21 protein-coding genes and 1 pseudogene are annotated in these 20,763 nt (G+C 69.6%); 5 read left to right on the forward strand and 17 right to left on the reverse strand.

From position 1 onward, the window contains the following. Window positions 1-36: 36 nt before the first annotated feature. A complete protein-coding gene (locus V1460_RS18945) occupies window positions 37-285 on the reverse strand; it encodes a hypothetical protein (protein WP_338674831.1) in 249 nt (82 codons plus the stop codon). A gap of 332 nt (window positions 286-617) precedes the next feature. On the opposite strand from V1460_RS18945, the gene V1460_RS18950 reads away from it, so the two are divergent. Then, window positions 618-1,073, forward strand: coding sequence for a GNAT family N-acetyltransferase (locus V1460_RS18950; RefSeq protein WP_338674832.1), 456 nt, complete (start codon window positions 618-620; stop codon window positions 1,071-1,073). 444 nt (window positions 1,074-1,517) lie between these two features. Continuing rightward, window positions 1,518-1,946, forward strand: coding sequence for a VOC family protein (locus tag V1460_RS18955; RefSeq protein WP_338674833.1), 429 nt, complete (start codon window positions 1,518-1,520; stop codon window positions 1,944-1,946). 583 nt (window positions 1,947-2,529) lie between these two features. Here the strand turns inward: V1460_RS18955 and V1460_RS18960 are convergent. From V1460_RS18960 to ppdK, 12 genes are all read right to left on the reverse strand, one after another. Continuing rightward, window positions 2,530-3,165: a V-type ATP synthase subunit D gene (locus V1460_RS18960; RefSeq protein ID WP_338674834.1), complete on the reverse strand. Its 636-nt coding sequence runs from the start codon at window positions 3,163-3,165 to the stop codon at window positions 2,530-2,532. Between the two features lie 5 nt (window positions 3,166-3,170). Beyond that, window positions 3,171-4,553 carry a V-type ATP synthase subunit B gene (locus V1460_RS18965; protein WP_338674835.1) on the reverse strand — a complete coding sequence of 461 codons (1,383 nt, stop codon included), beginning with the start codon at window positions 4,551-4,553 and terminating at the stop codon, window positions 3,171-3,173. Continuing rightward, window positions 4,550-6,319 carry a V-type ATP synthase subunit A gene (locus V1460_RS18970; protein WP_338674836.1) on the reverse strand — a complete coding sequence of 590 codons (1,770 nt, stop codon included), beginning with the start codon at window positions 6,317-6,319 and terminating at the stop codon, window positions 4,550-4,552. Before V1460_RS18970 ends, V1460_RS18965 begins: the two co-directional genes overlap by 4 nt. Continuing rightward, the gene (locus V1460_RS18975) at window positions 6,316-6,840 is read right to left on the reverse strand and encodes a V-type ATP synthase subunit E (RefSeq protein ID WP_338674837.1); all 525 of its coding nucleotides are present in this window, start codon (window positions 6,838-6,840) and stop codon (window positions 6,316-6,318) included. The genes V1460_RS18970 and V1460_RS18975 overlap by 4 nt, the downstream gene beginning before the upstream one ends. After that, window positions 6,837-7,049, reverse strand: a complete 213-nt coding sequence (locus V1460_RS18980; protein ID WP_338674838.1) for a V-type ATP synthase subunit F — start codon at window positions 7,047-7,049, stop codon at window positions 6,837-6,839. Before V1460_RS18980 ends, V1460_RS18975 begins: the two co-directional genes overlap by 4 nt. An 11-nt stretch (window positions 7,050-7,060) precedes the next feature. Then, a complete protein-coding gene (locus V1460_RS18985) occupies window positions 7,061-7,483 on the reverse strand; it encodes an ATP synthase subunit C (protein WP_338674839.1) in 423 nt (140 codons plus the stop codon). Further along, the gene (locus V1460_RS18990) at window positions 7,480-8,886 is read right to left on the reverse strand and encodes a V-type ATPase 116kDa subunit family protein (RefSeq protein ID WP_338674840.1); all 1,407 of its coding nucleotides are present in this window, start codon (window positions 8,884-8,886) and stop codon (window positions 7,480-7,482) included. The genes V1460_RS18985 and V1460_RS18990 overlap by 4 nt, the downstream gene beginning before the upstream one ends. Beyond that, the gene (locus V1460_RS18995) at window positions 8,873-9,805 is read right to left on the reverse strand and encodes a V-type ATPase subunit (RefSeq protein ID WP_338674841.1); all 933 of its coding nucleotides are present in this window, start codon (window positions 9,803-9,805) and stop codon (window positions 8,873-8,875) included. The genes V1460_RS18990 and V1460_RS18995 overlap by 14 nt, the downstream gene beginning before the upstream one ends. Continuing rightward, a complete protein-coding gene (locus tag V1460_RS19000) occupies window positions 9,802-10,242 on the reverse strand; it encodes a hypothetical protein (RefSeq protein WP_338674842.1) in 441 nt (146 codons plus the stop codon). The genes V1460_RS18995 and V1460_RS19000 overlap by 4 nt, the downstream gene beginning before the upstream one ends. A 513-nt stretch (window positions 10,243-10,755) precedes the next feature. Next, the gene (locus V1460_RS19005) at window positions 10,756-11,631 is read right to left on the reverse strand and encodes a universal stress protein (RefSeq protein ID WP_338674843.1); all 876 of its coding nucleotides are present in this window, start codon (window positions 11,629-11,631) and stop codon (window positions 10,756-10,758) included. Between the two features lie 57 nt (window positions 11,632-11,688). Continuing rightward, complete coding sequence (locus V1460_RS19010; protein ID WP_338674844.1) at window positions 11,689-11,952, reverse strand: hypothetical protein; 264 nt, start codon at window positions 11,950-11,952, stop codon at window positions 11,689-11,691. 187 nt (window positions 11,953-12,139) lie between these two features. Then, window positions 12,140-14,947: a pyruvate, phosphate dikinase gene (gene ppdK / locus V1460_RS19015; protein ID WP_338674845.1), complete on the reverse strand. Its 2,808-nt coding sequence runs from the start codon at window positions 14,945-14,947 to the stop codon at window positions 12,140-12,142. A gap of 244 nt (window positions 14,948-15,191) precedes the next feature. On the opposite strand from ppdK, the gene V1460_RS19020 reads away from it, so the two are divergent. Beyond that, a complete protein-coding gene (locus V1460_RS19020; protein WP_338674846.1) occupies window positions 15,192-15,479 on the forward strand; it encodes a hypothetical protein in 288 nt (95 codons plus the stop codon). Between the two features lie 19 nt (window positions 15,480-15,498). Here V1460_RS19020 and V1460_RS19025 read toward each other — a convergent pair whose 3' ends face one another. Further along, the gene (locus V1460_RS19025) at window positions 15,499-16,677 is read right to left on the reverse strand and encodes an acyl-CoA dehydrogenase family protein (RefSeq protein WP_338674847.1); all 1,179 of its coding nucleotides are present in this window, start codon (window positions 16,675-16,677) and stop codon (window positions 15,499-15,501) included. A 216-nt stretch (window positions 16,678-16,893) separates the two neighbouring features. Here V1460_RS19025 and V1460_RS19030 point away from each other — a divergent pair. Continuing rightward, window positions 16,894-17,051: pseudogene (locus V1460_RS19030) on the forward strand (helix-turn-helix domain-containing protein); the annotation flags it as partial. Between the two features lie 199 nt (window positions 17,052-17,250). Here the strand turns inward: V1460_RS19030 and V1460_RS19035 are convergent. Both V1460_RS19035 and V1460_RS19040 read right to left on the reverse strand, forming a co-directional pair. Beyond that, on the reverse strand, window positions 17,251-17,685 hold the full coding sequence (locus tag V1460_RS19035; RefSeq protein ID WP_338674848.1) for a hypothetical protein: 435 nt from the start codon (window positions 17,683-17,685) through the stop codon (window positions 17,251-17,253). Then, the gene (locus V1460_RS19040; RefSeq protein WP_338674849.1) at window positions 17,682-18,320 is read right to left on the reverse strand and encodes a DUF308 domain-containing protein; all 639 of its coding nucleotides are present in this window, start codon (window positions 18,318-18,320) and stop codon (window positions 17,682-17,684) included. Before V1460_RS19040 ends, V1460_RS19035 begins: the two co-directional genes overlap by 4 nt. A gap of 190 nt (window positions 18,321-18,510) precedes the next feature. Here V1460_RS19040 and V1460_RS19045 point away from each other — a divergent pair, with 190 nt between their 5' ends. Continuing rightward, entirely contained in the window at window positions 18,511-20,118 is a 1,608-nt protein-coding gene (locus V1460_RS19045) for an MFS transporter (protein ID WP_338674850.1), read from the forward strand. Window positions 20,119-20,273: 155 nt separating this feature from the next. Here the strand turns inward: V1460_RS19045 and V1460_RS19050 are convergent, their stop codons facing one another. After that, window positions 20,274-20,726 (reverse strand): universal stress protein, encoded by a 453-nt coding sequence (locus V1460_RS19050; RefSeq protein WP_338674851.1) that lies wholly within the window; start codon window positions 20,724-20,726, stop codon window positions 20,274-20,276. Window positions 20,727-20,763: the final 37 nt, after the last annotated feature.

Here is a 20,763-nt window from a genome sequence, read left to right on the forward strand (position 1 = left end):
CGGGAGCGGCGGACAACGGTCCGAGACCGCGAGCGGCTACTCGACGGCGGGATCCTCGTCCCCGCGTCGTGCGGCGTTGCGGACTTCCCGCTCGACGGCCTCGCGGGACAGCCCCGCGCCCGTTCGCGCCGCGAACTCCGCGACTGCGGCATGGAACGCCTGGTCGGCGGAGCTCCACACGCACCGCTGGGCTTCGAACTCCTCGTCCTTGAGTCCCGCGAGCTTCGCCCGCTCGATCTCGGCGATGCGTTCCAGCCTGATCAGATCACTGGGAATCGTCACCATGGACCCGGCTCCTCGTGTCGGTTCAGTGCACAGCATTTCCCTGCCCCTGGAGCCGAGATATGACACTCCCCCGCCGCGACGAACCGCAGGGCGCCCTCCGCCGGGCATCGGGAGCGCGCGGAGCACGCGCCCGCCGCCCGGCTCGCCGGGTACGCCCGGGCCCGCCGGCGAGCGATCACCGCGCCCCCAGTCGGTTGCCCTCGCCCTCGTGGGTGCGTCCGTACATGGCACACTCGTCCGACGCCCCGCAGACCGGCTCCGGCCCCACGCCGCCTGAGAAAGCGTGATGCGGTGTCAACAGCACCGAGTGACTCCAAGGATGACGAGCAGGAATGAAGATCGCGACAGACGACCTCTCCGGACCTGAGATCGCCGGGTTTCTCGACGAGCATGTCCAGCAGATGCGCTCCATCTCGCCTCCGGAGAGTAAGCACGCGCTCGACCTCGACGCCCTCCGTAAGCCCGAGATCACGTTCTGGTCAGTGCGGGACGGCGACACCCTGGTGGGCTGCGGTGCACTGAAGAAACTGGACGCAGGCCACGCCGAGCTGAAGTCGATGCGCACCATGGCGGCACGCAAGCGGAGCGGGATCGCGTCAGTGCTGCTGGAGCACATCATCACCGAGGCCGAGCGCATGGGTTTCACGCGGCTGAGTCTGGAGACCGGCACGGCCGAATTCTTCCTGCCGGCCAGGAAGCTGTACGAGAAGTTCGGGTTCACCCACTGCGAGCCGTTCGCGGACTACCGGCCCGACCCGAACAGTACATTCATGACCAGAGAACTCTGAGCAACCTCGGTTCACAGGTTCGTCGACTGTGGTGCTGAGCACGGCGCTGCGATGCGGCGCCGAAGAGTCATCACAGACATCTCCCCGCCGATGGACACCCCCACCGGCCACAGCCACCCCCTGAACCACACACCGCGAAGCGAGGGTGGGGCCGAAACTCACTGACGGTTCATGCCCGAACGATCGACAAGTGGGGCCGAAACCCACTGACGAGTGGGGCCAGCTCATGCTGCCGAAGCCAGTGGGGGTCCTGACCGTGGACGACATGCTCATTGATGTCCCGTCTCTTGCGAATTGGCCCCTGTCTCAGGTGATCTGGTCCGATTTGCTCGTCGTCTCAGGCGATCTGGTCCGGTGGCGCTACTCATGTCACGCGAGACCTCGACCCGCACGGCGATGAAACCCCGGGATCTCGGTGAAAGCACGCGCCAATATGGTGGACCGATGACGTCGATCAAGAAGTTCCAAGTCGCCTTCGACTGCGCTGAACCTGAGCGCCTCGCTCGTTTCTGGTGCGAGGTGTTGGGGTACGTCGTACCGCCGCCACCGGAGGGGTTTGCCACTTGGGACGATTTCAAGCGCTCGCAGCCACCTGAGCAGCGGGATTCTTGGTTCGCCTGCATTGATCCCTCAGGTGTGGGCCCGCGGCTGTACTTCCAGCGCGTCCCCGAGGGGAAGGCCGCCAAGAACCGAGTGCATCTTGATGTGCGGGTCGGCACCGGACTCGTGGGTAAAGAGCGCCTCGCCGCACTTGAGGCCGAATGCGCACGGCTGGTCCCGCTCGGCGCGGTACACGTGCGAACGCTGTATGACGGCAATGATTCGTGCATCCCGATGCTGGACATCGAGGGCAACGAGTTCTGTATCGACTGAGGGGCCGCGAACGTGTCTGTCCCGCGTCAAGTTGTTGGCTCACCCTGGTCCGATTGGCTTCTGGTCTCAGGTGATGTGGTTCGCCGACGTGTTTGAGACGGGTTGTCCCTCGTTGGGGTGACGCGACCTGCGTTCAGCCGTGGTGCTCCACGAGGTGTTCCACCCTCTCGGTAGGGGTGAGGGGCCTGGGGAGGTACTCGTGGGCGAGCCTGCGGAGGTGGTAGCCGCCTGGGAGTACGCGGCTGACGTCCATGTGGGGTTCGTCGGACCCGACGGTTCTCGTCGGATCGGCCCGCTGGCCCGCTTCTGGAGTGAGCCATTCGAACTTGCCTCGCCGACCCGGAAGTTCACCGCGTTCAAGGGGCAGAAGAACTTCACGGGCGACTACTGGGCGGTGACTTCGCGGTCTCTGGTGGGCTACGAGTCGTGGGTGGAGCGGGACGCGGCGATGGCCCTGGACTTCGACCCCGCCGTCGTGGCCCTGGCTTCCCAGCCCTTCCGTCTGGTCTGGCGGGACGTCGACCGAGATCGTGAGCTCACGCTCACCGTACGGGTCGCCGGTCGAGGCACGGTCACACGGGTGTCAGCCGGGCGCGTCGCCCTCTTCCAGTACGTGGTGGGCGGCCCATCGCTGCCGGACGGCGTCCTCGTGCTCGCTCTGCTCCAGAGTGAGGTCCGCGCGAGCCAGGGCCTCCCGCAGGCATGGAATCCAGTGGCGCTGAAGCGCCCGGAGCCGCTGGCGGGTGCTGAGCATCTCCGCACCAACGATTCTGACGGCGGCCCGGTTGCCGGCGTAGTCGGCCGCCGCCGCCACCGCCCGCCGGTAGGCGGCTTCGGCGTTGATCAGGGCCGTGTTGCCCGGTGCGGCGGCGGTCGGCGGGCGGGGCGGGACCGTACAGGAGAACTCCGACGGGTGGTGCGCCCCCATGGACGTGGTCCAGTCGAAGGTGACGTCCGCCGGATCGAGACCTGCCGTCGCCGTGTCCAGGGCGTGCTCTCCGCCGAGTACGAGCCCGCGCAGCAGCCATGTTTCGGCCTCCCGAAGCAGCTCGTGCCAGGCGGCAGCAGCGGCCTGCTCGGCCTGTAGGAGGCGCTGGTGCTCTGCGCGGAGGATGCTCAGCTTCTTCTCAAGAAGGTCGGCGCCGCGCACGGCAACCGCCAGACTGCGCCGCAGACGCAGTCGTCCGGCCCGTCCTGGTGGAATCCGGAGAGTGGCCATCGCCTTCATCCCCGCTCCGCACCGTGTGCGTCCAGCAATTGCTCCGGGAGCATGGCGAGCTGACTTCTGGGCAGGTCAAGCAAGACCTGCCAAGCCTTCTCCAACGTCGCGTCCAGAGTTCGCAGTTCGTCATGACGCTGATGCACGAAACACCGCAGGAACGCCTCGTCGAAGTCCAGGTACCGGACGTCGGTCGCGCTGAGCGCCGTCCGCCCGACCAGGTCGGCCAGTTCGCGCACCTGCCGGGCCCTTGCGAGAGCGGCGAGCATTTGGGCGGCGACGTCGAGATGGTCGGGCCGGGTACGGCCGGGACCAGCACCCTTGCGCATCAGGCGAGAGAGCGACGACAGGGCGTCCACGGGCGGGTACACCCCGCGCGCGTGCGTCTCGCGGGACAGCACGATCTGTCCCTCCGTGATGTACCCGGTCAGGTCCGGCACCGGATGCGTGATGTCGCCGCCGGGCATCGTCAGTACCGGGAGGACGGTGATGGAGCCGGGCCGGTCCCGGATGCGTCCGCAACGTTCGTAGAGGGAGGCGAGGTCGCTGTAGAGATAGCCGGGGTAGGCGCGTCGGGCGGGGATCTCGCCGCGTGCCGCGGAGACCTCGCGCAACGCCTCGGCGTAGCTGGTCATGTCGGTCATGACCACAAGCACGTGTCTGCCTTCCGCGAAGGCAAGGTGCTCGGCGACGGTGAGCGCGATCCGCGGGGTGAGGATACGTTCGATCACCGGGTCGTCCGCGGTGTTCAGCAGCAGAACCAGTTCTCCGGCGGCGGACCGCTCCTCGAGAGCGTCGCGGACGAAGGAGGCGTCGGCATGGGTGAGTCCCATGCCTGCGAAGACGACGCTGAACGGCTCTCCGGCCGCCGTGGACTGGGCGGCGATCTGGGCGGCCAGTTCGAGGTGCGGCAGTCCCGCGATGGAGAACACCGGCAGCTTCTGGCCCCGCACGAGTGTGGTGAGCCCGTCCACGGCCCCGACGCCCGTGAGCACAGGCTCTGCGGGAGGTTCCCGCCGCATCGGGTTGATCGGGTTTCCACCGACCGTCGCGGAGGCGGATCCGAATACCGGCGGCCCGCCATCGATCGGTTCGCCACGGCCGTTGCAGACCCGGCCCAGCCACCCGGAGCCCACCGGGATACGCAACGGCCCTCCGGCGAAGGCCATCCGCACGCGCGCCGGGTCCATCCCGGCGGTGTCCTCCAGGACCTGTACGACAGCGAGTCCGCGGTCCACCTCAAGTACGAGTCCGTGCCGCTCCTCGCCGGATTCGAGCGTGATCCGGACGAACTCGTCCCAGCCGATGCCCGCCACCCCGTCGACGACTGCGAGCGGACCGCGCAGTTCACGGATCGCGGTGTACTCGATCTCGCCCCAGTCGGTCACATCGCCCCCCGCAGCCCGGCGAGCGAGGCGAGCATGGCGTCCCGCCGGCCGGCGACACCCGCAGCATCGTCCGGGCCGACGTCCTCGCGAGCGCGGAGCAACGGTCCGAAGTCCGCCTCCTCGATCACCGAGGCGGGTACGCCGGCCCCGACGAGTTCCCGGCACAGGTCGACAACCGCGAGAACAGCCTCAACCAGGGCCGCAGCCTTGTTCGCACCGCAGTAAGCGTCACGGGCCGACAGCGCGCTCTGCTGGAGCACGCCCTCCCGCATCAGCCGGCCGCCGATCACACTGATCCGCTCCTGGGCTGGGAGCGCGGTGATACCGATCAGGTCGACGAGGTCGGCCAGCCGATCGGCCTCGGCCAGCAGTCCGGCCGTCCGCGCGCGCCGGGCATCCCAGTCGGGGGCACCGGCATCCGCATGCACGGAGGCGAGGGTCGCTGCGTCGCGGGAGAAGGACCCCGCCCAGGAAACCGCCGGGTAGTGCCTGGCGTAGGCGAGGTCGCGGTCGAGGGCCCACAGGCAGCGTACGAACCGTTCGGTGTGGGCGGTGACCGGCTCCGTCAGGTCGCCGCCGGGTGGCGAGACCGCGCCGATGACGGTGACCGATCCCTGGTCCCCGCCGAGCGTGGTCACCGAACCGGCTCGTTCGTAGAAGGCGGCGATCGCCGAGGCCAGGCCCGCAGGATAGCCCTCTTCCACCGGTAGGGCACCGGTGCGGGAGGAGAACTCGCGCAACGCCTCGGCCCAGCGGGAGGTCGAGTCGGCGATGACCACGACGTCGAGCCCCATGTCGCGGAAGTACTCGGCGACCGTGGCGCCGGTGTAGATGCTCGCTTCACGGGCCATCATCGGCATGTTGGAGGTGTTGGCGATCGTCACCGTGCGATCGGCGAGTCTGCCGCCGGTTCGGGGGTCTTCGAGTGCGGCCAGATCGGTGATGACGTCGGCCATCTCGTTGCCGCGCTCTCCGCACCCGATGTAGACGATCACGTCGGCGTCGCACCATTTGGCGATCTGCTGCAGCAGCATCGTCTTGCCAGTGCCGAACCCGCCGGGCACGGCGACCGTGCCGCCCTTCGCCACAGGGAAGAGAAGGTCGATCGCGCGCTGCCCGGTGTTCAGCGGCTGTTGTGCGGCGAGACGCTCACCGACCGGGCGCGGACGGCGGATGGGCCAGTCGGCAATCATCCGGACCTCGGTGCCACCGACGACGGCCAGCACCCCGCTCTCAGGGTGCTCCGCTTCGGGGGCGATTCGCTCCACGACCCCTCCGGCACCGGGCGGTACGAGGATCCGCACGGTCACTGACCGTGTTCCCCGGACCTCGCCGAGTACCTGGCCTTCGGACACCCGTTCCCCCGCCGCTGCTCGGGGTGTGAACCGCCACGAGCGGTCGCCGTCCCCGGTCATGCTCGCGCCGGGGAGGAGCCATTCGCCGCTTCCTGACAGCGGGCGCAGCAGGCCGTCGAAGATTCCGCCGAGCAGACCGGGACCGAGCCGGGCGAACAGCGGTATGCCCAGGGGCCGGGCGCTGTGCCCGGGGGCGAGACCTCCGGTGTACTCGTGCGCCTGGACCGTGACCACGCCGCCTTTGATCGCCACCACCTCACCGGGCAGGCCGGCATCGCCCAAGGAGACCATGTCGTGCATGGCCGTGCCGTCCACGTACTCCACCTCGACCAGCGGACCGGCAACTCGCAAGACGTGACAAGACCGCTCCCCTCTGCCGTCCATGGCGGCTGCTTCGGACGCGCTGCTCACGGCGCCCACAGTGTCTCCGTCTCCGCGCAGAACCTGTCCAGCACACGGGCGGCAAGGGCATCGAGGGAGCAGTCGGCCCGGCAGCCCGCCGCCTGGGCCACGAATCCTCCGCTGGGGTGTTCCGTGACACGGGCACCCGGGCCGAGGAGCCGACGGGCCCGTTGGTGAAGCCGGTCGCGGATCACCGGGTAGTCCGCAGTGTCCCGCAGGTCGCGGACGCGTTCGGCGGCACGGCGGCGCAGTTCCTCGTACGCCTGCCTGCGCACTCCGAGTTCGCGGGCGCGGATGGTTCTGCGGACCCGGGTCAGCTCGGCGGTGCGCCCACGGGTCGCTTCGGCCTCACCGTGTCGGCGCGCATCGTCAAGGATCGCCGCCGCACGGGCCCTGGCCGCGTCGAGCAGCGCCTCGGCATCGCGGCCCGCGCGGGCCAGCACTTCCTCGGCGTCGGCCCGGGCCGAGCGCAGCAGTTCTTCTCGCACCGGTGCCAGGGCGGAGGCGTGATCCGGGGCCGCTGACTTCATGTTGGCATCACCGCCGCCAGCGGCCGTGCGCTGTCCAGCATCGCCTGACCAAGGGTGTCGGCGGCAGCCGGGGTGACGATCACCAAGGTGACGTCGTGGGGCAGGCTCTGCCAGGCACGGCGCACCGCGTCGGGCTCCTCTGCGATCAGGACGGTCACGCCCGCCAGGGCCAGCCCCGCCACCCGGACCTGCTCTCCGATGGCTGCCACGCGCCCCACGGTCAGGCCTTCCCGATGAGGAGGATGGCGACGACGAGGCCGTAGATGGCGATCCCCTCGGCGAGCCCGACGATGACCATGGCCCGACCGAACAGCTCGGGTCGCTCGCTCAACGCCGCCAGTGCGGCAGCTCCGGTGTATGCGACGGCGATCGACGCGCCGATCGACGCCCCGGCGACCGCGATCGCGGCACCGATCAGAGCCGCCGAACCGGACCCCGAAGCCTGGGCGGCGGCTTGGGATGCCGATGCCTGGGCGGGAGCGCCGCTGAGGGCCACGGCCAGCAGGGCCAGCGCGCCGACGAGCAGAGCCATGTCGGCGGCGACGATCACCCGGACGACTGCCCGGCTGCGCCGCCGCAGCAACAGGCGCGTGCCGACGAAGGCCACCGCGATGACAGGCAGGGCAATGAGCCAGGCGATCACGACGCCACCTCCGTGTGCTGTACCGGAACCTGCCAAGGACGAAACGGACGCCCCTGGGTCTCGAAGACCCTGGAGAAAAGTTCGTAGAACTCCAGCCGCAGCGCCTGTACCCCGGCGACCAGCGCCTCCAAGGCGAAGGCGAGCGCATTGCCGACAGTGAAGACGATCACGGCCCCCAGCAACGCAGCCGGCCCCTTGCCGGCCAGTGCGCTCGTGCCGCGCCAGACGATCTCGCCCAGCGCGGCGTGGGTCATCCCGAAAGCGGCCAGCCGCGCGAAGGAGAAGACGTTCGAGCCGAGGCGCACCACGACGTCGAAGAGCTGGACCCCTGTCTGCACGGCGCCGCCGGCCCCGCCCGGGGATGCCGTGAACAGCCCGAACCCGGCCAGCGCCAGACCGGTGACGGCCAGCACGACACCGCCGATCGTGTAGGTGGTAAGACCCAGATAGACCCCGCCGGCGAGCATGGCGAGGCCGAGGAAGAGCAGGGCACCAGCAATGCCCGACGCCGCGTACAGCGCGTTCACCAGTCCGCCCTCCCGCCAGCGGTTCACGATGCCGGCCCCGTACGCCAGGGCCAGGAGCGCGATCCCGAGTCCGACCACGGCGGCGAGCAGGCGCATCGGCTGGTCCAGCGGGTCCAACCACAGCACCGGCAGCATGCCGGTGGGGCCGAAGAACTCGCCATAGGCGACGCCCGCGGCAGTAGCGGCCAGCCCGGCTCCGGCCACGAACGGCCAAAGGCGCCTCAGGGGCGTCAGCCGGCGGGGGCGCCCCAGATACAGCAGCAGGGCGATCAGAAGCAGCAGCGCCCCGTGCCCGGCGTCGCCGAACATCACGCCGAACATCACCACGTAGACGATGCCGGCGGGCATCGTGGGGTCGATGTCTGCGTACGGCACCGTGCCGTAGGTGCGTACCAGCGGGGAGAACGAGCCGCGCACCACTCCGGTGCCGCGCAGCAGAGTCGGCGGATCGATGCCGCCGGGAGTCTGCATCGGCACCAGAACACCTCCGACGTCGGCGAGCCGCGCGGCCGTCGGGCGTACGTCGGCGGCGGGGCACCATCCGGCGAGCGCCGCCACGGTCCCGCGCCTGACGGCCGTGCCGATCCGCTCCTCGAGTTGCGCCTCGCCCGCCAGCAGGTCGGTCCGGCCTGCCTCTTCGAGGGCGTCGAGGTCCGGCGGAACCGCGCACAGGAGGGCGCCCGATGGCTCGGCACGCAGCCGCTGCAGCCGACGCGCCGCCGGGCCCGGCGCGACATGCGCGGGGTCGTCGATCCGGTCGATCTCGACATTGCCCGCCTCAGCGATGCGGACCAGCGTCTCGCGCAGGGTCTCGCATGGTGCGACGATCGCCACCCGCTGCATGCGGACCGGCCGCACGGCCTCAGACCAGGGCATCGAACGCCTCCAGCGAGCCGCCGCCGCGTGCGGCCAATTCGAGGGCACCTCGAAGCAGCCATGCGTCGGCCGAGAGCACGGCGACAGCACCTACGACGGGCGAGGAGTCGAGCCGGGTGCGGCGCATCAGATCCTGTCCGTCCTGCTGCAGCCGGACCCACCACCTGGTCTCCGCGCGCCACAGGTCCGTCGGTGCCTCGATGCCGTCCAGCACCCAGCGCGCCGTGACCGGCAGCCGCCGCAGGAAGTCGGGGTACGACGCCGCGCCCACGGCCTCGGGGCCGAGCACCCGAGCGGCCCGGCGGGCGGATGGCGGAGTCAGAGGACGGTCGGCGAGGAACAGTTCGCGGCCAAGAAGCAGCGCGAGCCGTCCCGCCGCCCAGTGCACCGCCTGCGGCACGGCCGCCGCGGTCCGTTGAGCAGCAGCGATGCGCATACCGACAGCCATGGCCGCAGCGGAGTCGGCTCCCGGATCGCCCCACGCAGACCCGGCAAGCGCGGCCTGAAGCTCTGCCTGCGTGCCGGCCCGGGACAACCTCGGCCACGCGGTGGCCAGTGCCCCAAGCCGGTACGGCCGGGCAGATGGGATATGCCCGGCAGACGACAGCGCACGGGCATGATCATCGACGTTGGCTATCTCGAAACCGGAGGCAAGCAGCCTCAGCGTGGCTGCTCCCTCGCGTGGTTGCCACCCGGCGAGCACCCTCAGATGCCACAGTAGGGTCGCCGAGACCGCCCGCTGGGCGTCGGCCAGCCCGGCTTCAGTACTGAGATCGTGCCGGTACGGCGTGGCGGCCAGGTATCTCGCGGCATCGGAGAGCGTCGCGGCGCCGGCCACATCCCGGGCACCGGATACGCCCAAGCACCTGGAGAGCATGGCCCTGGCTCGGGTCACGCCCGCTACCCACCCGGCGCTCACCGCAGCGTGCCCCCTTCCCGCAGATCGCCATCCGTGCCGGCAAGGTCTTCGATCGCCGCAGCAACCACGCGGTCCACGAGTGCAGGCATACGGCGCTCGACCCGGCCCCGAAGGGCGGCGGTATCACGTTCGGCGGCCGCCAGCAGAGCCGCGACCTCGGCAGCGGTGGCTTCCCGGATTCGGGCGGCGCTCTGATTCCGTACACCCTGCACAGCGGCGCGGGCCTGCTCGACGCAATCCATGGCCATCCGTTCGGCTGCCTCGCGGCGCCGCGCCGCTTCCTCGGCCGCCTGCTCCCGTACCTTCCGCGCCTCGGTCTCTGCCGCTTGGAGCTGAGCGAGCTGGGGCTCCAGTTCCGCCGCGAGTTCAGCCGACCGGTCTGCGGGCACCCCTCCCGCCGCGGCAGGGCCGGGCAGGCCGACCGGCCTGAACCGCATCAGGAAATCCCGGAATCCCGCCATCACATCGCTCCCACGAATCGATCCGTCGATCCAAGTCCAGTGTCCACGCCGGGAATGACTACGTCTCGTGGAGTTCCGCCGCCCCGGTGCCGCTCATGCGGGCTGCGGTGCCACCGGGCGGCGGCTCGGTGACGGGTGACCGGACAGCCGGTCGGTCCGACCACGCCGTCCCGAACGGTCATATCGGCCGTGGCGCGAGCGGCAGGAACGTGTCGCCGAGGACCCGGGATTCGATCTCTTCGCGGATCCGCTCTTCGTCGCGCATCAGGGCGCGCAGCAGAGGCCTTCGGTGCACGCATGACGACGGTGGCGCCGGCACCGAAGCAGCGCAGCAGCACGGTCCTGCCGCAGCGGTTCGCCGGGCGGCATCGACCTCGCGAACACCGCGCGGCGAGCCTCGGCCGAGCCGAGAACCTATCGCTCGGTGCACGACACACTCCTCTCTGCGTCCGGGGCGGCGCACCTTCCGGAAACCCATGCATCAGGGCTTCAAGGCTCCTCGCCCGCCCGCGGTGGCACGGTGATCACGGGGCAGGAGGCGCGGTGCAGCAGCCCGTGCGGAACGGAACCCAGCCGCATGCCGCAGAAACCTTCCCGGCCACGTCGGCCGACGACCACGGCGAGTGCGTGCTCGGATACCCCGGCAAGTGCCTCCACAGGATGGCCGCGCACCACCGAGTGATCAAACGGGACGTCTCGGTACGCGGCGGATCGTGCGGCGGTGGCTTCGTGGAGCTGCCTGCGGCACGTCTCGAGCGCGGTGCTCTCGTCGATGAACGCCGGAAACGGCGGTTGCCACACCCAGACCGCGTGCACCGATGCCCCACGCCTGGCGGCGGCGTCAAAGGCATGGTCCAGGGCCACGGCGGCCGAGCGGCTGCCGTCCACACCGACCACCAACCTGGCTGGCCGGTAAGGGGTGTTGATGGGATCGGGCACCACGACGACCGGGCAGACGGCGTTCGCACTGACCGGGACGGCGGCGGATCGGGCGCTGAGCACCTCAGCCAATCTGCCCAACCGGTGAGAGCCGAGCACCACGATCCGGGCGTGCTCGGACTGCCGCACCAGGACTTGGGCCGGGTTGCCGTCGGTCATGAAGACCGACACCTCGAGGTCCGGTTGCCGCGCATGAGCAAACACCGCCGCCTTGTCGAGTGCCTCGCTGCCAAGCTGACGCAGTGCCTTGTGATGTGCCGTCTCCTCGACGCCACGCACATGGTGTGTCACCGGTACTACCGCGTGCACCAGTTTCAGGGACGCACCACGACGGACAGCCTCATCAGCCGCCCAGGCCGCCGCCGCCCCGGCCGGCTCCGCGGCATCGACGCCGAAGACGATCGGAAGTTCTCCGCCAGCAGTCACGGCTGCTCCTCCACCGTTCAAGCGGGGCCAGAGGGACCCAGCGCCCCCGCAGACGTGTCACTGCCGCCTCGGGCTGTGGGCAGCCAGCCGCTGCCGTGCCTCGGTGTAGGCCTCTGCATCGATCTCGCCGGAGGCGAAGCGGCGGTCGAGAATCTCCTCCGCCGTCTCCCGCTGCGGCCACCTCTGCTCGGGGCCGTTCCCGTGGCCGGTCGGTTGGTGCGTGAGGCGGATGACCGCCCACACGACGAGACCGATCAGGACGATCCACAAAAGCGGCATAAACATCATCCAGGCCCAGCCGCCGCCGTTCCAGTACATCATCCCCTCACCTCCGAAAGCTCGAACTTTGGGGAGTGCTCCATGTATCCACATTGATCCGGACCGGTTCACGGCACAACCGTAGGCACCGCATTCCGCGGTCGGGCACTGCCCGCCGGAAAAGAGCACTGCATGACAGTGAGGCCCACGACAAGACGCGTCATCGAGCGCGCCCCGACGCGTCAGAAGGTCACCCAAAGGCATCCGGCCGAGGGCGCCGGTGATCATCCGCACCGCCACGACCAGGGATTGCCGGACTGAGGCGAGTCCGGGTCGACGCGTGCATGCGGTCGCCGAAGTCCCCGAAGGACTCGTCGTCGGCTGCCGACAGCGCTGCCCGACCGGCCTCAAGCCGCGCGACAGGCACCCGGAAGGGCGAGCAGGAAACGTAGTCGAGTCCGACCTCGTGGAAGAAGTGCACGGAGGACGGGTCTCCACCGTGCTCCCCGCAGACACCGATCTCGAGGTCAGGGCGCGTCGCCCGGCCCTCGGCCACGGCGATGCGGACCAAGCGGCCCACGCCCTCACGGTCGATCGTCTCGAACGGCGACACGGCGAACACACCCTTGTCGAGATAGGCGGAGAAGAAGGCCGACTCGACGTCGTCGCGGGAGAAACCCCAGGTGGTCTGGGTCAGATCATTCGTGCCGAACGAGAAGAACCGGGCGTCTCCCGCGATCCTGCCGGCTGTCAAGGCAGCCCTGGGGAGCTCGATCATCGTTCCGACCGGGCACTCCACGGCGACGCCCGTCTCCGTGGAGACCGCGGCCAGGACGCGATCCACCTCGTCCTTCACCAGACGCAGTTCCTCGACCGCGTCGACGAGCGGAACCATGATCTCGGCCCGAGGGGCGCCGCCAGCCCGTCTGCGTGCCACAACGGCCTCGGCGATGGCCCGCACCTGCATGGCGACGAGTCCGGGCACGACCAGCCCGAGCCGGACGCCGCGCAGGCCGAGCATCGGGTTCTCCTCGTGCATGCGGGTGACCGCGGCCAGCAGGGACGTGTCACGGGGGTCGGGTGACGTGCCGAGGGCCTCGTCCCGAGCCATCCGCACAGCCAATTCCGTTCGGTCGGGCAGGAATTCGTGCAGCGGCGGGTCAAGCAGCCGGATCGTCACCGGCAGGCCGTCCATCTCCTCCAGGATGCCGATGAAGTCCGAGCGCTGCCGTGGCAGCAGTGCGTCGAGCGCGGCATCCCGGTCCGCAGCGCTCTCCGCCAGGATCATGGCTTCGACCAAGGGCCTTCGGTCGCCGAGGAACATGTGTTCGGTACGGCACAGCCCGATCCCCTGGGCGCCGAAGCGGCGGGCCCGTGCCGCGTCGTGTGGTGTGTCTGCGTTGGCCCGCACCTCCAGCCGCCGTGCCGCGTCGGCTTGCTGCAAGATCCGGTGCACGGGACGTACGCACTCCTGAGCGGCGCCGTCCGGCGGTTGCCCACCCCCCTCGAAGTAGCGCATGACGTCGGACTCGACCATGGGCACCGCTCCCATGTGGACGAGCCCCCGGGAGCCATCCACGGAGATCACGGTACCTTCGGAGACGGTCAGATCACCGGCTGTGAAACACCGTGACCGCACGTCGACCACGACGCCTTCCGCCCCGCACACACACACCTTGCCCATGCCCCGTGCCACAACCGCTGCGTGGCTGGTCTTTCCTCCGTGGCTGGTGAGCACCGCCTGTGCGGCGACCATTCCGGGCAGATCGTCGGCCGTGGTCTCGCTCCGTACGAGAACGACCTTCTCTCCTGCGACGGCCCTGCGTACCGCTTCCGCCGAATCGAAGACGACCGCTCCCACGGCCGCACCCGGTGAGGCGGGGATTCCTCGCGCGACCGCGCTGCCGGCAGCGGTGGTGTCGAAGCGCGGGAACATGAGCTGTGCCAGTCCTGCGCCGTCGACCCGCCCCAGGGCCTGCCGGGGAGTGATCACCCCTTCGTCGGCCAGCTGTGAGGCGATGCTGAAAGCGGCTTGGGCGGTGCGTTTGCCCACGCGTGTCTGGAGCATCCAGAGCCTGCCGCGCTCGATGGTGAACTCGATGTCGCACAGGTCGCGGTAATGGGCCTCAAGACTGGCCATGTGCTCGCGGAGCTGTGCGAACGAGGCCGGGTCCAGGGTGGCCAGCTCCTGGAGGGGGACGGTGTTGCGTACCCCCGAGACGACATCCTCGCCCTGAGCGCTGGGCAGATAATCACCGTAGACGCCGGGGCGGCCGGTGGCCGGGTCGCGAGTGAAGGCGACGCCGCTGCCGGAGTCGGGACCGAAGTTGCCGAAGACCATGGTCTGAACGGTGACTGCGGTGCCCAGGTCGTCGGGGATGCGTTCGCGCCGTCGGTAGAGCCGGGCCCGGTCACCGTTCCACGAGGCGAACACGGCAAGTACGGCTTCCCACAGCTGGTCGGCGGGGTCTTGGGGGAACTCACGGCCCGCCCGCTCACGGACCAGGTCCTTGAAGGCCTCCGTGATCCGGATCAGATCACAGACGTCCAGACGGCTGTCGTCCGGTGTGTGATGCTGCCTCTCCACGCGAGTCAGCACCTCGGCGAACAATGAGCCTTCGACGCCCATCACCGTACTGCCGTACATCTGCACGAGCCGTCGGTAGGAGTCCCAGGCGAACCGCTCCCGGTCAGGCGTCTTGCCGAGTCCGAGCACCGAGTAGTCGTTCAGCCCGACGTCGAGGACCGTCTCCATCATCCCGGGCATCGAGACCCTCGCCCCGGACCTCACCGAGACGAGCAGCGGGTCATCCGCCTGCCCCAGACGCTTTCCGGCCGCGCCCTCGATGACTGCGAGGTGGTCGCGGATCTGGGGCCTCAGCTCGACCGGAGGAGCACCAGTGGTCAGGAATGTCCGACAGGCTTCCGTGGTGATCGTGAACCCGGGAGGAACCGGTAGGCCCATGCGCACCATCTCCGCGAGGTTCGCGCCCTTGTTCCCGAGCAGATCGTCCATGCCCCGGCTGCCCTCCGCGAAGTCGTACACGTAGGTGTTCATCTGTCCCGCCTGTCCCTGCGGTCGTCCTCGTGCCCGCGCAGGCCACTGTGGCCGTGCACCCTTCCACGCTGACGCCTAGCCGGTACTGAGGGAGAGGGGCCGTACGTCCCTGCACGGGGACGTACGGCCCCGAGCGGAACACCGTCCTGCTACTGACTTCGGCTCGTCAAGGTGACGTCGGGTCGCCGAGGGTCAGGTCGGCGCCGGCCATGAATTCGTCCAGGGTGTCGGGGCGGTACCGGAGGTGTATGAGCCGGTTCCGGACGAGGGCTTCGAGCCGGTCGCGGGCCATGACGCCGGTGCATCGGCCTCGTGGCGTCGCGAGGAGGAGTGTCTGCTGAGCGCCCTGGTGAGGGACGATGCCGGCATCCAGAAGGAGATCGAGTCCACAGTCCTCGCCGAGGCGTTCCCCACCACCCATGAGACAGTGGCGATCACTGTTCGTAACGGGGCGGTCGACGTGCGTGGACGAACGGCCCACAGCGACGCCCAGCGCCTTCTCACCCGGATCGGTGGACTGATGCCTCAATGACGCGAGGCTCCACACCGCGTCAGCGCCGTACGCGCGGCATGCCCAGGCCGATCCAGGAGATGATCTCGCGCTGGATCTCGTTGTTGCCCCCGCCGAAGGTGAAGATCACGGCCGAGCGGTAGCCGCGTTCCAACTCGCCGTGCAGCACAGCACCCGTCGACCCTTCCTTGAACGCACCGGCGGCCCCGACCACCTCCATCAGCCAGGCATAGGCGTCCCGGCGTGCCTCCGAGCCGTACACCTTGACCGCAGAAGCGTCATGCGGGGCGAGGCTCCCGTCCTGGACTGCGCCCACCATCTGCCAGTTGAGCAGCTTCATGGCATCGAGCCTGGCGTGTGTGCGGGCGAGACGGCCGCGCACCCAGCCGAGGTCGATGACCCTGCGGCCGTCGGCGAGTTTGGTCTCCGCCGCCCAGCGCTGTACGTCGTGGAGGGCGCGGATGGCCATGGTGCCGTGGGCGGCCAGGGTGACGCGCTCGTGGTTGAGCTGATTGGTGATCAGCCGCCAGCCCTTGTTCTCCTCGCCGACCCGGCGCGAGACGGGGACACGGATGTCCTCGTAGTAGCTGGCCGTGGTGTCATGTGAGGCAAGGGTGTTGATGACGGTGCACGAGTAGCCGGGATCCGAGGTCGGCACGAGCAGCATCGTGATGCCCTTGTGCGGCGGCGCCTCCGGATCGGTGCGTACGGCGAGCCACACCCAGTCGGCGGTGTCCCCGTTGGTCGTCCAGATCTTCTGCCCGTTGACGACGTAGGTGTCGCCATCGCGGACGGCGCGGGTCTTGAGCGCCGCCAGGTCGGTGCCCGCGTCGGGCTCGCTGTAGCCGATGGCGAAGTCGATCTCACCGGAGAGGATCCGCGGCAGGAAGTACGCCTTCTGCTCGTCCGTGCCGAACTGCATGATGGTCGGCCCGACGGTGTTCAGGGCCATCAGTGGTAGCGGCACACCGGCTTGGGCCGCCTCGTCGAAGAAGATGAACTGCTCCATAGGGGTCAGCCCCCGCCCCCCGTATTCCTTCGGCCACCCGACACCGAGCCATCCTTCGGCCCCCAGCCTGCGGATGGTCTCGCGGTAGAACCGCTTCTGCGCGACGGGGTCGGCATAGCGGGCGTAGACATGGTCGGGTACGAGCCCGTCGAAGTACGCACGCAACTCCGCGCGCAACTGCTGCTGCTCGGGCGTGTAGGCGAGATGCACGGCCCCTCCAGGCGTCTCACGGCCCCGGCGACGGGTCCGCGCTGGCTTGCGTCGTGGTGCCTGCGGCGCGGACACGGTAGAACGTGTTGCAGTAATTCGGAAGGGGTGTGCGGCGGCGGAGTCGGTGCTCGCCACCCGAGCGGAGGCCGGTGCGGTCGAAACGGGCGTCAGAGCGGCGTGGCGCCGTCGGCCTCGAACGGGCCGCCGTGACCGGGCAGCAGCGCGGAGGAACGCCTGGAGACCACGGACCTGCCGGTCGAAGAGGTCGCCCACCGCGTCGGATACGGGAGCGCGGCCGTCCTGGGCGAGCAGTTCGTGCGCCGACGGGAGTTCCACCCCGCTCCTACCGCCGGTCCTTCACCAACACACCGTGACGAGGAAGGCGACCCGGACGGCCGGCGCCGCTCCGGCGAACCACCGGCTCGTCCCGCCGCGCGTACGCAGAGCGACGCCCTCGTCCGAATCGCTGTGTCGGCAAGGGGCGAGGGGCGAGTCCGCCCGTGCTTCAGGGCCGAGACGCGGGCGGGCGTCAGGCGCTGACCGCAGCACCGCACAGTTGGTGCCGATCGTCCGTCACAGCTTTCCCTGTGCTCCTCCGGTGAAGGCGTCACGGCCCGCCACGCACAGACCCCAGATCACGAAGACGCAGATGGCGATGGCGACGACGGCCCACACCGGGGTGTAGGGCAGGGACAGGAAATTCGAGATGATCAGCAACGTCGCCACGACGATGCCGAGCACCCGGGCCCAGGTCTGGGACTTGAACAGGCCGATGCCGGCGGCGAGCGCCACCACACCGAGGATCAGATGGATCCAGCCCCAGCCGGCGAGGTCGAACTTGAAGACATAGCCGGGCGTGACGACGAAGATGTCGTCCTTGGCGATCGCCATGATCCCGCGGCAGATATCGAGGATGCCCGCGATCAGCAGCATCACGGCCGTGAAGAGGACGAGGCCTTCGGCCATCTCCGCGGACGTGCCGGAGCGGGAGTGGGGCGCGGAAGTCATGTGTGCCTCGATTCATTCGACGGTCCGTGGCTCCGGACCGAACCGTTGCGAAGCGCCGAGCGGAGCGCGAAGGCGCCGGCCAGCTCCACGACGCCCAGCAGCACCAGCCACAGGCCGAGCAGCCGGGCCAGTGCGACCGCGGAGTCCACGGGGAAGGCCAGGACGACGATTCCGGCGATCACGCCCAGGACTCCGGTGGCGAAGGTGACCCCGCGGTGGCGTCGGCCGCGATCAGTGACCGCGACGAAGGCCGTCAGCAGTCCCGACAGCAGCCACACCGCACCGACGATCAGGGACAGTGCGGCGACCGTCTGCAGCGGGTGTCGCAGCACCAGGATCCCGGCCAGCACCGCTACCACGGCGATGAGCACCCCTGACAGCCTGCTGCCCTCGTGGTCGCCGTTCCGCGACAGCGCGGTGACGAAGCGGAAGCCTCCGGCGATCAGCAGTTGGAGGCCGACGATGACCGCCACGACGTGCAGCGTCTCATCGGGCCAGACGAGCACGAGGATCCCGGGGATCAGGGTCGCCAGGGCCAGGCCGAGCGCCCAGCCCCATGAGGCTCCCACCTCGCCGAGCACGTCGAGGGGGTCTTTCGGACCGTTCCCGGTCCGGGAATCCGAGGATGTAGTCATGGTGCGCCTCCCTCCTCGCCATCCCAGTCTCGGTCGCCGGCTCCACTGCGGACTCACCCCTCAGGAGTGATTTGTCCGCTGACGGATGGGTGCAGCGCACCTGGCGCGACCCGCTTCCGGGCGTCTCTCCCGCCAGGCTGGGGCCAGGAGCCCTCCGGGCCCCGGCCCTGATCTGCGGAGGGGTGTGGCGATGAAACGCTGGCGGGCGCTGGTCATCCTCGGGACGGCGCAGTTCCTCATGGTGCTGGACACCTCGGTGATGAACGTGTCGATCAGCCGTCTGGTGGAGGACTTCGACACGGAGGTCACCGCAATCCAGGCGGTGATCACGCTCTACACGCTGGTCATGGCCGCCTTCATGATCACCGGAGGGAAACTCGGTGACATCTTCGGACGACGGCGGATGTTCGGCCTGGGTCTGGTCGTGTACGGCGTCGGATCCGCGATCACCGCCGTGGCTCCCACCCTCTGGGTACTCGCGGCGGGCTGGTCGGTGATCGAGGGCATCGGAGCGGCCATGGTCCTGCCTGCCCTGGCCGCCTTGGTCGCCGGGGAGTACCGGGGGCGAGACAGGGCCGTGGCCTACGGGGTGATCGGCGGGCTGGCGGGAGCGGGCATCGCGGTCGGTCCGCTGCTGGGGGGCTGGGTGACCACCAATCTGACCTGGCGACTTGTCTTCGCCGGGGAGGTGGTCGTGGTGGCACTCATCCTGTGCTTCTTCCGCTGGATCGAGGACCACTCACAGCCCGGCCGGAAGGTGCGGCTGGACGCCGTGGGCGCCGCGCTTTCCGGCATCGGGCTGGCCCTCGTGGTGCTGGGCGTGCTGCAGAGCAGCACCTGGGGGTGGCTGCGGCCACGCAACGTGCCGTTCACCGTGTTCGGCTTCGCGCCGACGCTGTTCGTCGTCGCGGCCGGTGGTGTGGTGCTCGGGCTGTTCCGCGCATGGGAGCACCACCGGCAGGCCCAGCGGCGCGACCCGCTGGTCAGGTTCTCGCTCTTCGGCGTACCGGCGCTGCGCTCCGGGCTTGTGCTGCTGCTCCTGCAGAACCTCGTACTGCTCGGGCTGTTCTTCGTGATCCCGCTGTATCTCCAGGTCATCCAGGGGCTCGACGCGTTCGAGACCGGTCTGCGGTTGCTCCCGGTCTCGGTCACCATGCTGTTCGCATCGATGAGCGGACCGCTGATCGGCCGGTTCGCCGGTCAGCGGACAGTGGTCCGTTGCGGCCTCGCGGTGCTGTTCGCAGCCATTCTGTGGCTGGTCGCGGGCATCGAGCCGCAGCTGGACGATCTGCACTTCGCCCTGGCCATGGCGCTGCTGGGACTGGGTATGGGGCTGCTCGCCTCACAGCTGGGCAATGTGGTGCAGTCGAGTGTCGGGGAAGCCGACCGCAGCGAGGCCGGGGGCTTGCAGTACACGGCGCAGAACCTCGGATCGTCCCTGGGCACCGCGCTGATCGGTGCGCTGCTGATCGGTGCCCTCGTCGGTGTCTTCACCACCACGATCGAGGACGACCCGCGGATCTCGGACGCCGTGCAGCAGCAGGCGGGGGTGGCCGTCGAAGCGGGGGTCAGCTTCGTGAGCACGGAGCAGGTGCGTTCGTCCGCTGTGGCGGCCGGGGTGCCCGCGGCCGAGGTCGACGCGGTCGTCGACGCGTACGCCGAAGCCCAGATCGGGAGCCTGAAGTCGGCCATCCTCGCCGGTGCGGGAGTGACGCTCGCCGGGTTCGCCTTCACTCGCCGATTGCCCACCGAGCGACTCGGCGGGGCGCCACGCCGCGACGGCACGGCGGCCCGATGAGCACGGCGCGTAACGTGCCGCGCCGAACGGCGGTGGCAGCGGACTTCCGTGCGCTACGCCGATCGCGTTAAGCGGCCGCACGGTGGGGGCTCGTCGCCTGCGCGGTTGAGGCCTGGCGGCTCATCACCCGCACGGCCGCTGTCCGCCCCCTCCGGCTACCCCACATCCGCGCGGACGATGACGACCGGGCACTTGGCGTGCTGCGCCACCTGCTGACTCACCGAGCCCAGCAGCATGCGTGCGAAGCCGCCGCGGCCCCGGCTGCCGACCACCAGGAGTTCGGCGCCGTCCGATGCAGCGAGGAGGACCTCGACGGGGTTGCCGCGGGTCAGATGGTGGTCCACCCGTGTGTTGCCGGTGCTTCCGATGCTGCCGAGGACCTTGCGGAGCTCGTCGGCGAGGGCGGCGCTGGCGTTCTCCTGGTCGAGATCGGCGTCCACGGCGGGTGCGGACCAGCCGTGGGCGCCTGGCACCTCGTACGCCCCGATCGCCTCGACCGTGCCTCCGATCAGCCCGGCATGGCGTACGGCCCAGCGCAGCGCGGCGTACGACGAGGGTGAACCGTCGACGCCCACCACGACACGCGGGGCCGGTTCGTGCGTGTTCATCCTGCTCACCTCTCTCACGCCCCCCGCCATCCACGCT

It is taken from the genome of Streptomyces sp. SCSIO 30461 (assembly GCF_037023745.1).
GTDB lineage: Bacteria > Actinomycetota > Actinomycetes > Streptomycetales > Streptomycetaceae > Streptomyces.

Bases quoted from the DNA above. Each gene is read 5' to 3' on its own strand.
- V1460_RS18945 (WP_338674831.1), bottom strand. From the start codon at position 285: ATGGTGACGATTCCCAGTGATCTGATCAGGCTGGAACGCATCGCCGAG.
- V1460_RS18950 (WP_338674832.1), top strand. From the start codon at position 618: ATGAAGATCGCGACAGACGACCTCTCCGGACCTGAGATCGCCGGGTTT.
- V1460_RS18955 (WP_338674833.1), top strand. From the start codon at position 1,518: ATGACGTCGATCAAGAAGTTCCAAGTCGCCTTCGACTGCGCTGAACCT.
- V1460_RS18960 (WP_338674834.1), bottom strand. From the start codon at position 3,165: ATGGCCACTCTCCGGATTCCACCAGGACGGGCCGGACGACTGCGTCTG.
- V1460_RS18975 (WP_338674837.1), bottom strand. From the start codon at position 6,840: ATGAAGTCAGCGGCCCCGGATCACGCCTCCGCCCTGGCACCGGTGCGA.
- V1460_RS18990 (WP_338674840.1), bottom strand. From the start codon at position 8,886: ATGCCCTGGTCTGAGGCCGTGCGGCCGGTCCGCATGCAGCGGGTGGCG.
- V1460_RS19000 (WP_338674842.1), bottom strand. From the start codon at position 10,242: ATGCGGTTCAGGCCGGTCGGCCTGCCCGGCCCTGCCGCGGCGGGAGGG.
- V1460_RS19010 (WP_338674844.1), bottom strand. From the start codon at position 11,952: ATGATGTACTGGAACGGCGGCGGCTGGGCCTGGATGATGTTTATGCCG.
- ppdK (WP_338674845.1), bottom strand. From the start codon at position 14,947: ATGAACACCTACGTGTACGACTTCGCGGAGGGCAGCCGGGGCATGGAC.
- V1460_RS19035 (WP_338674848.1), bottom strand. From the start codon at position 17,685: ATGACTTCCGCGCCCCACTCCCGCTCCGGCACGTCCGCGGAGATGGCC.
- V1460_RS19040 (WP_338674849.1), bottom strand. From the start codon at position 18,320: ATGACTACATCCTCGGATTCCCGGACCGGGAACGGTCCGAAAGACCCC.
- V1460_RS19045 (WP_338674850.1), top strand. From the start codon at position 18,511: ATGAAACGCTGGCGGGCGCTGGTCATCCTCGGGACGGCGCAGTTCCTC.
- V1460_RS19050 (WP_338674851.1), bottom strand. From the start codon at position 20,726: ATGAACACGCACGAACCGGCCCCGCGTGTCGTGGTGGGCGTCGACGGT.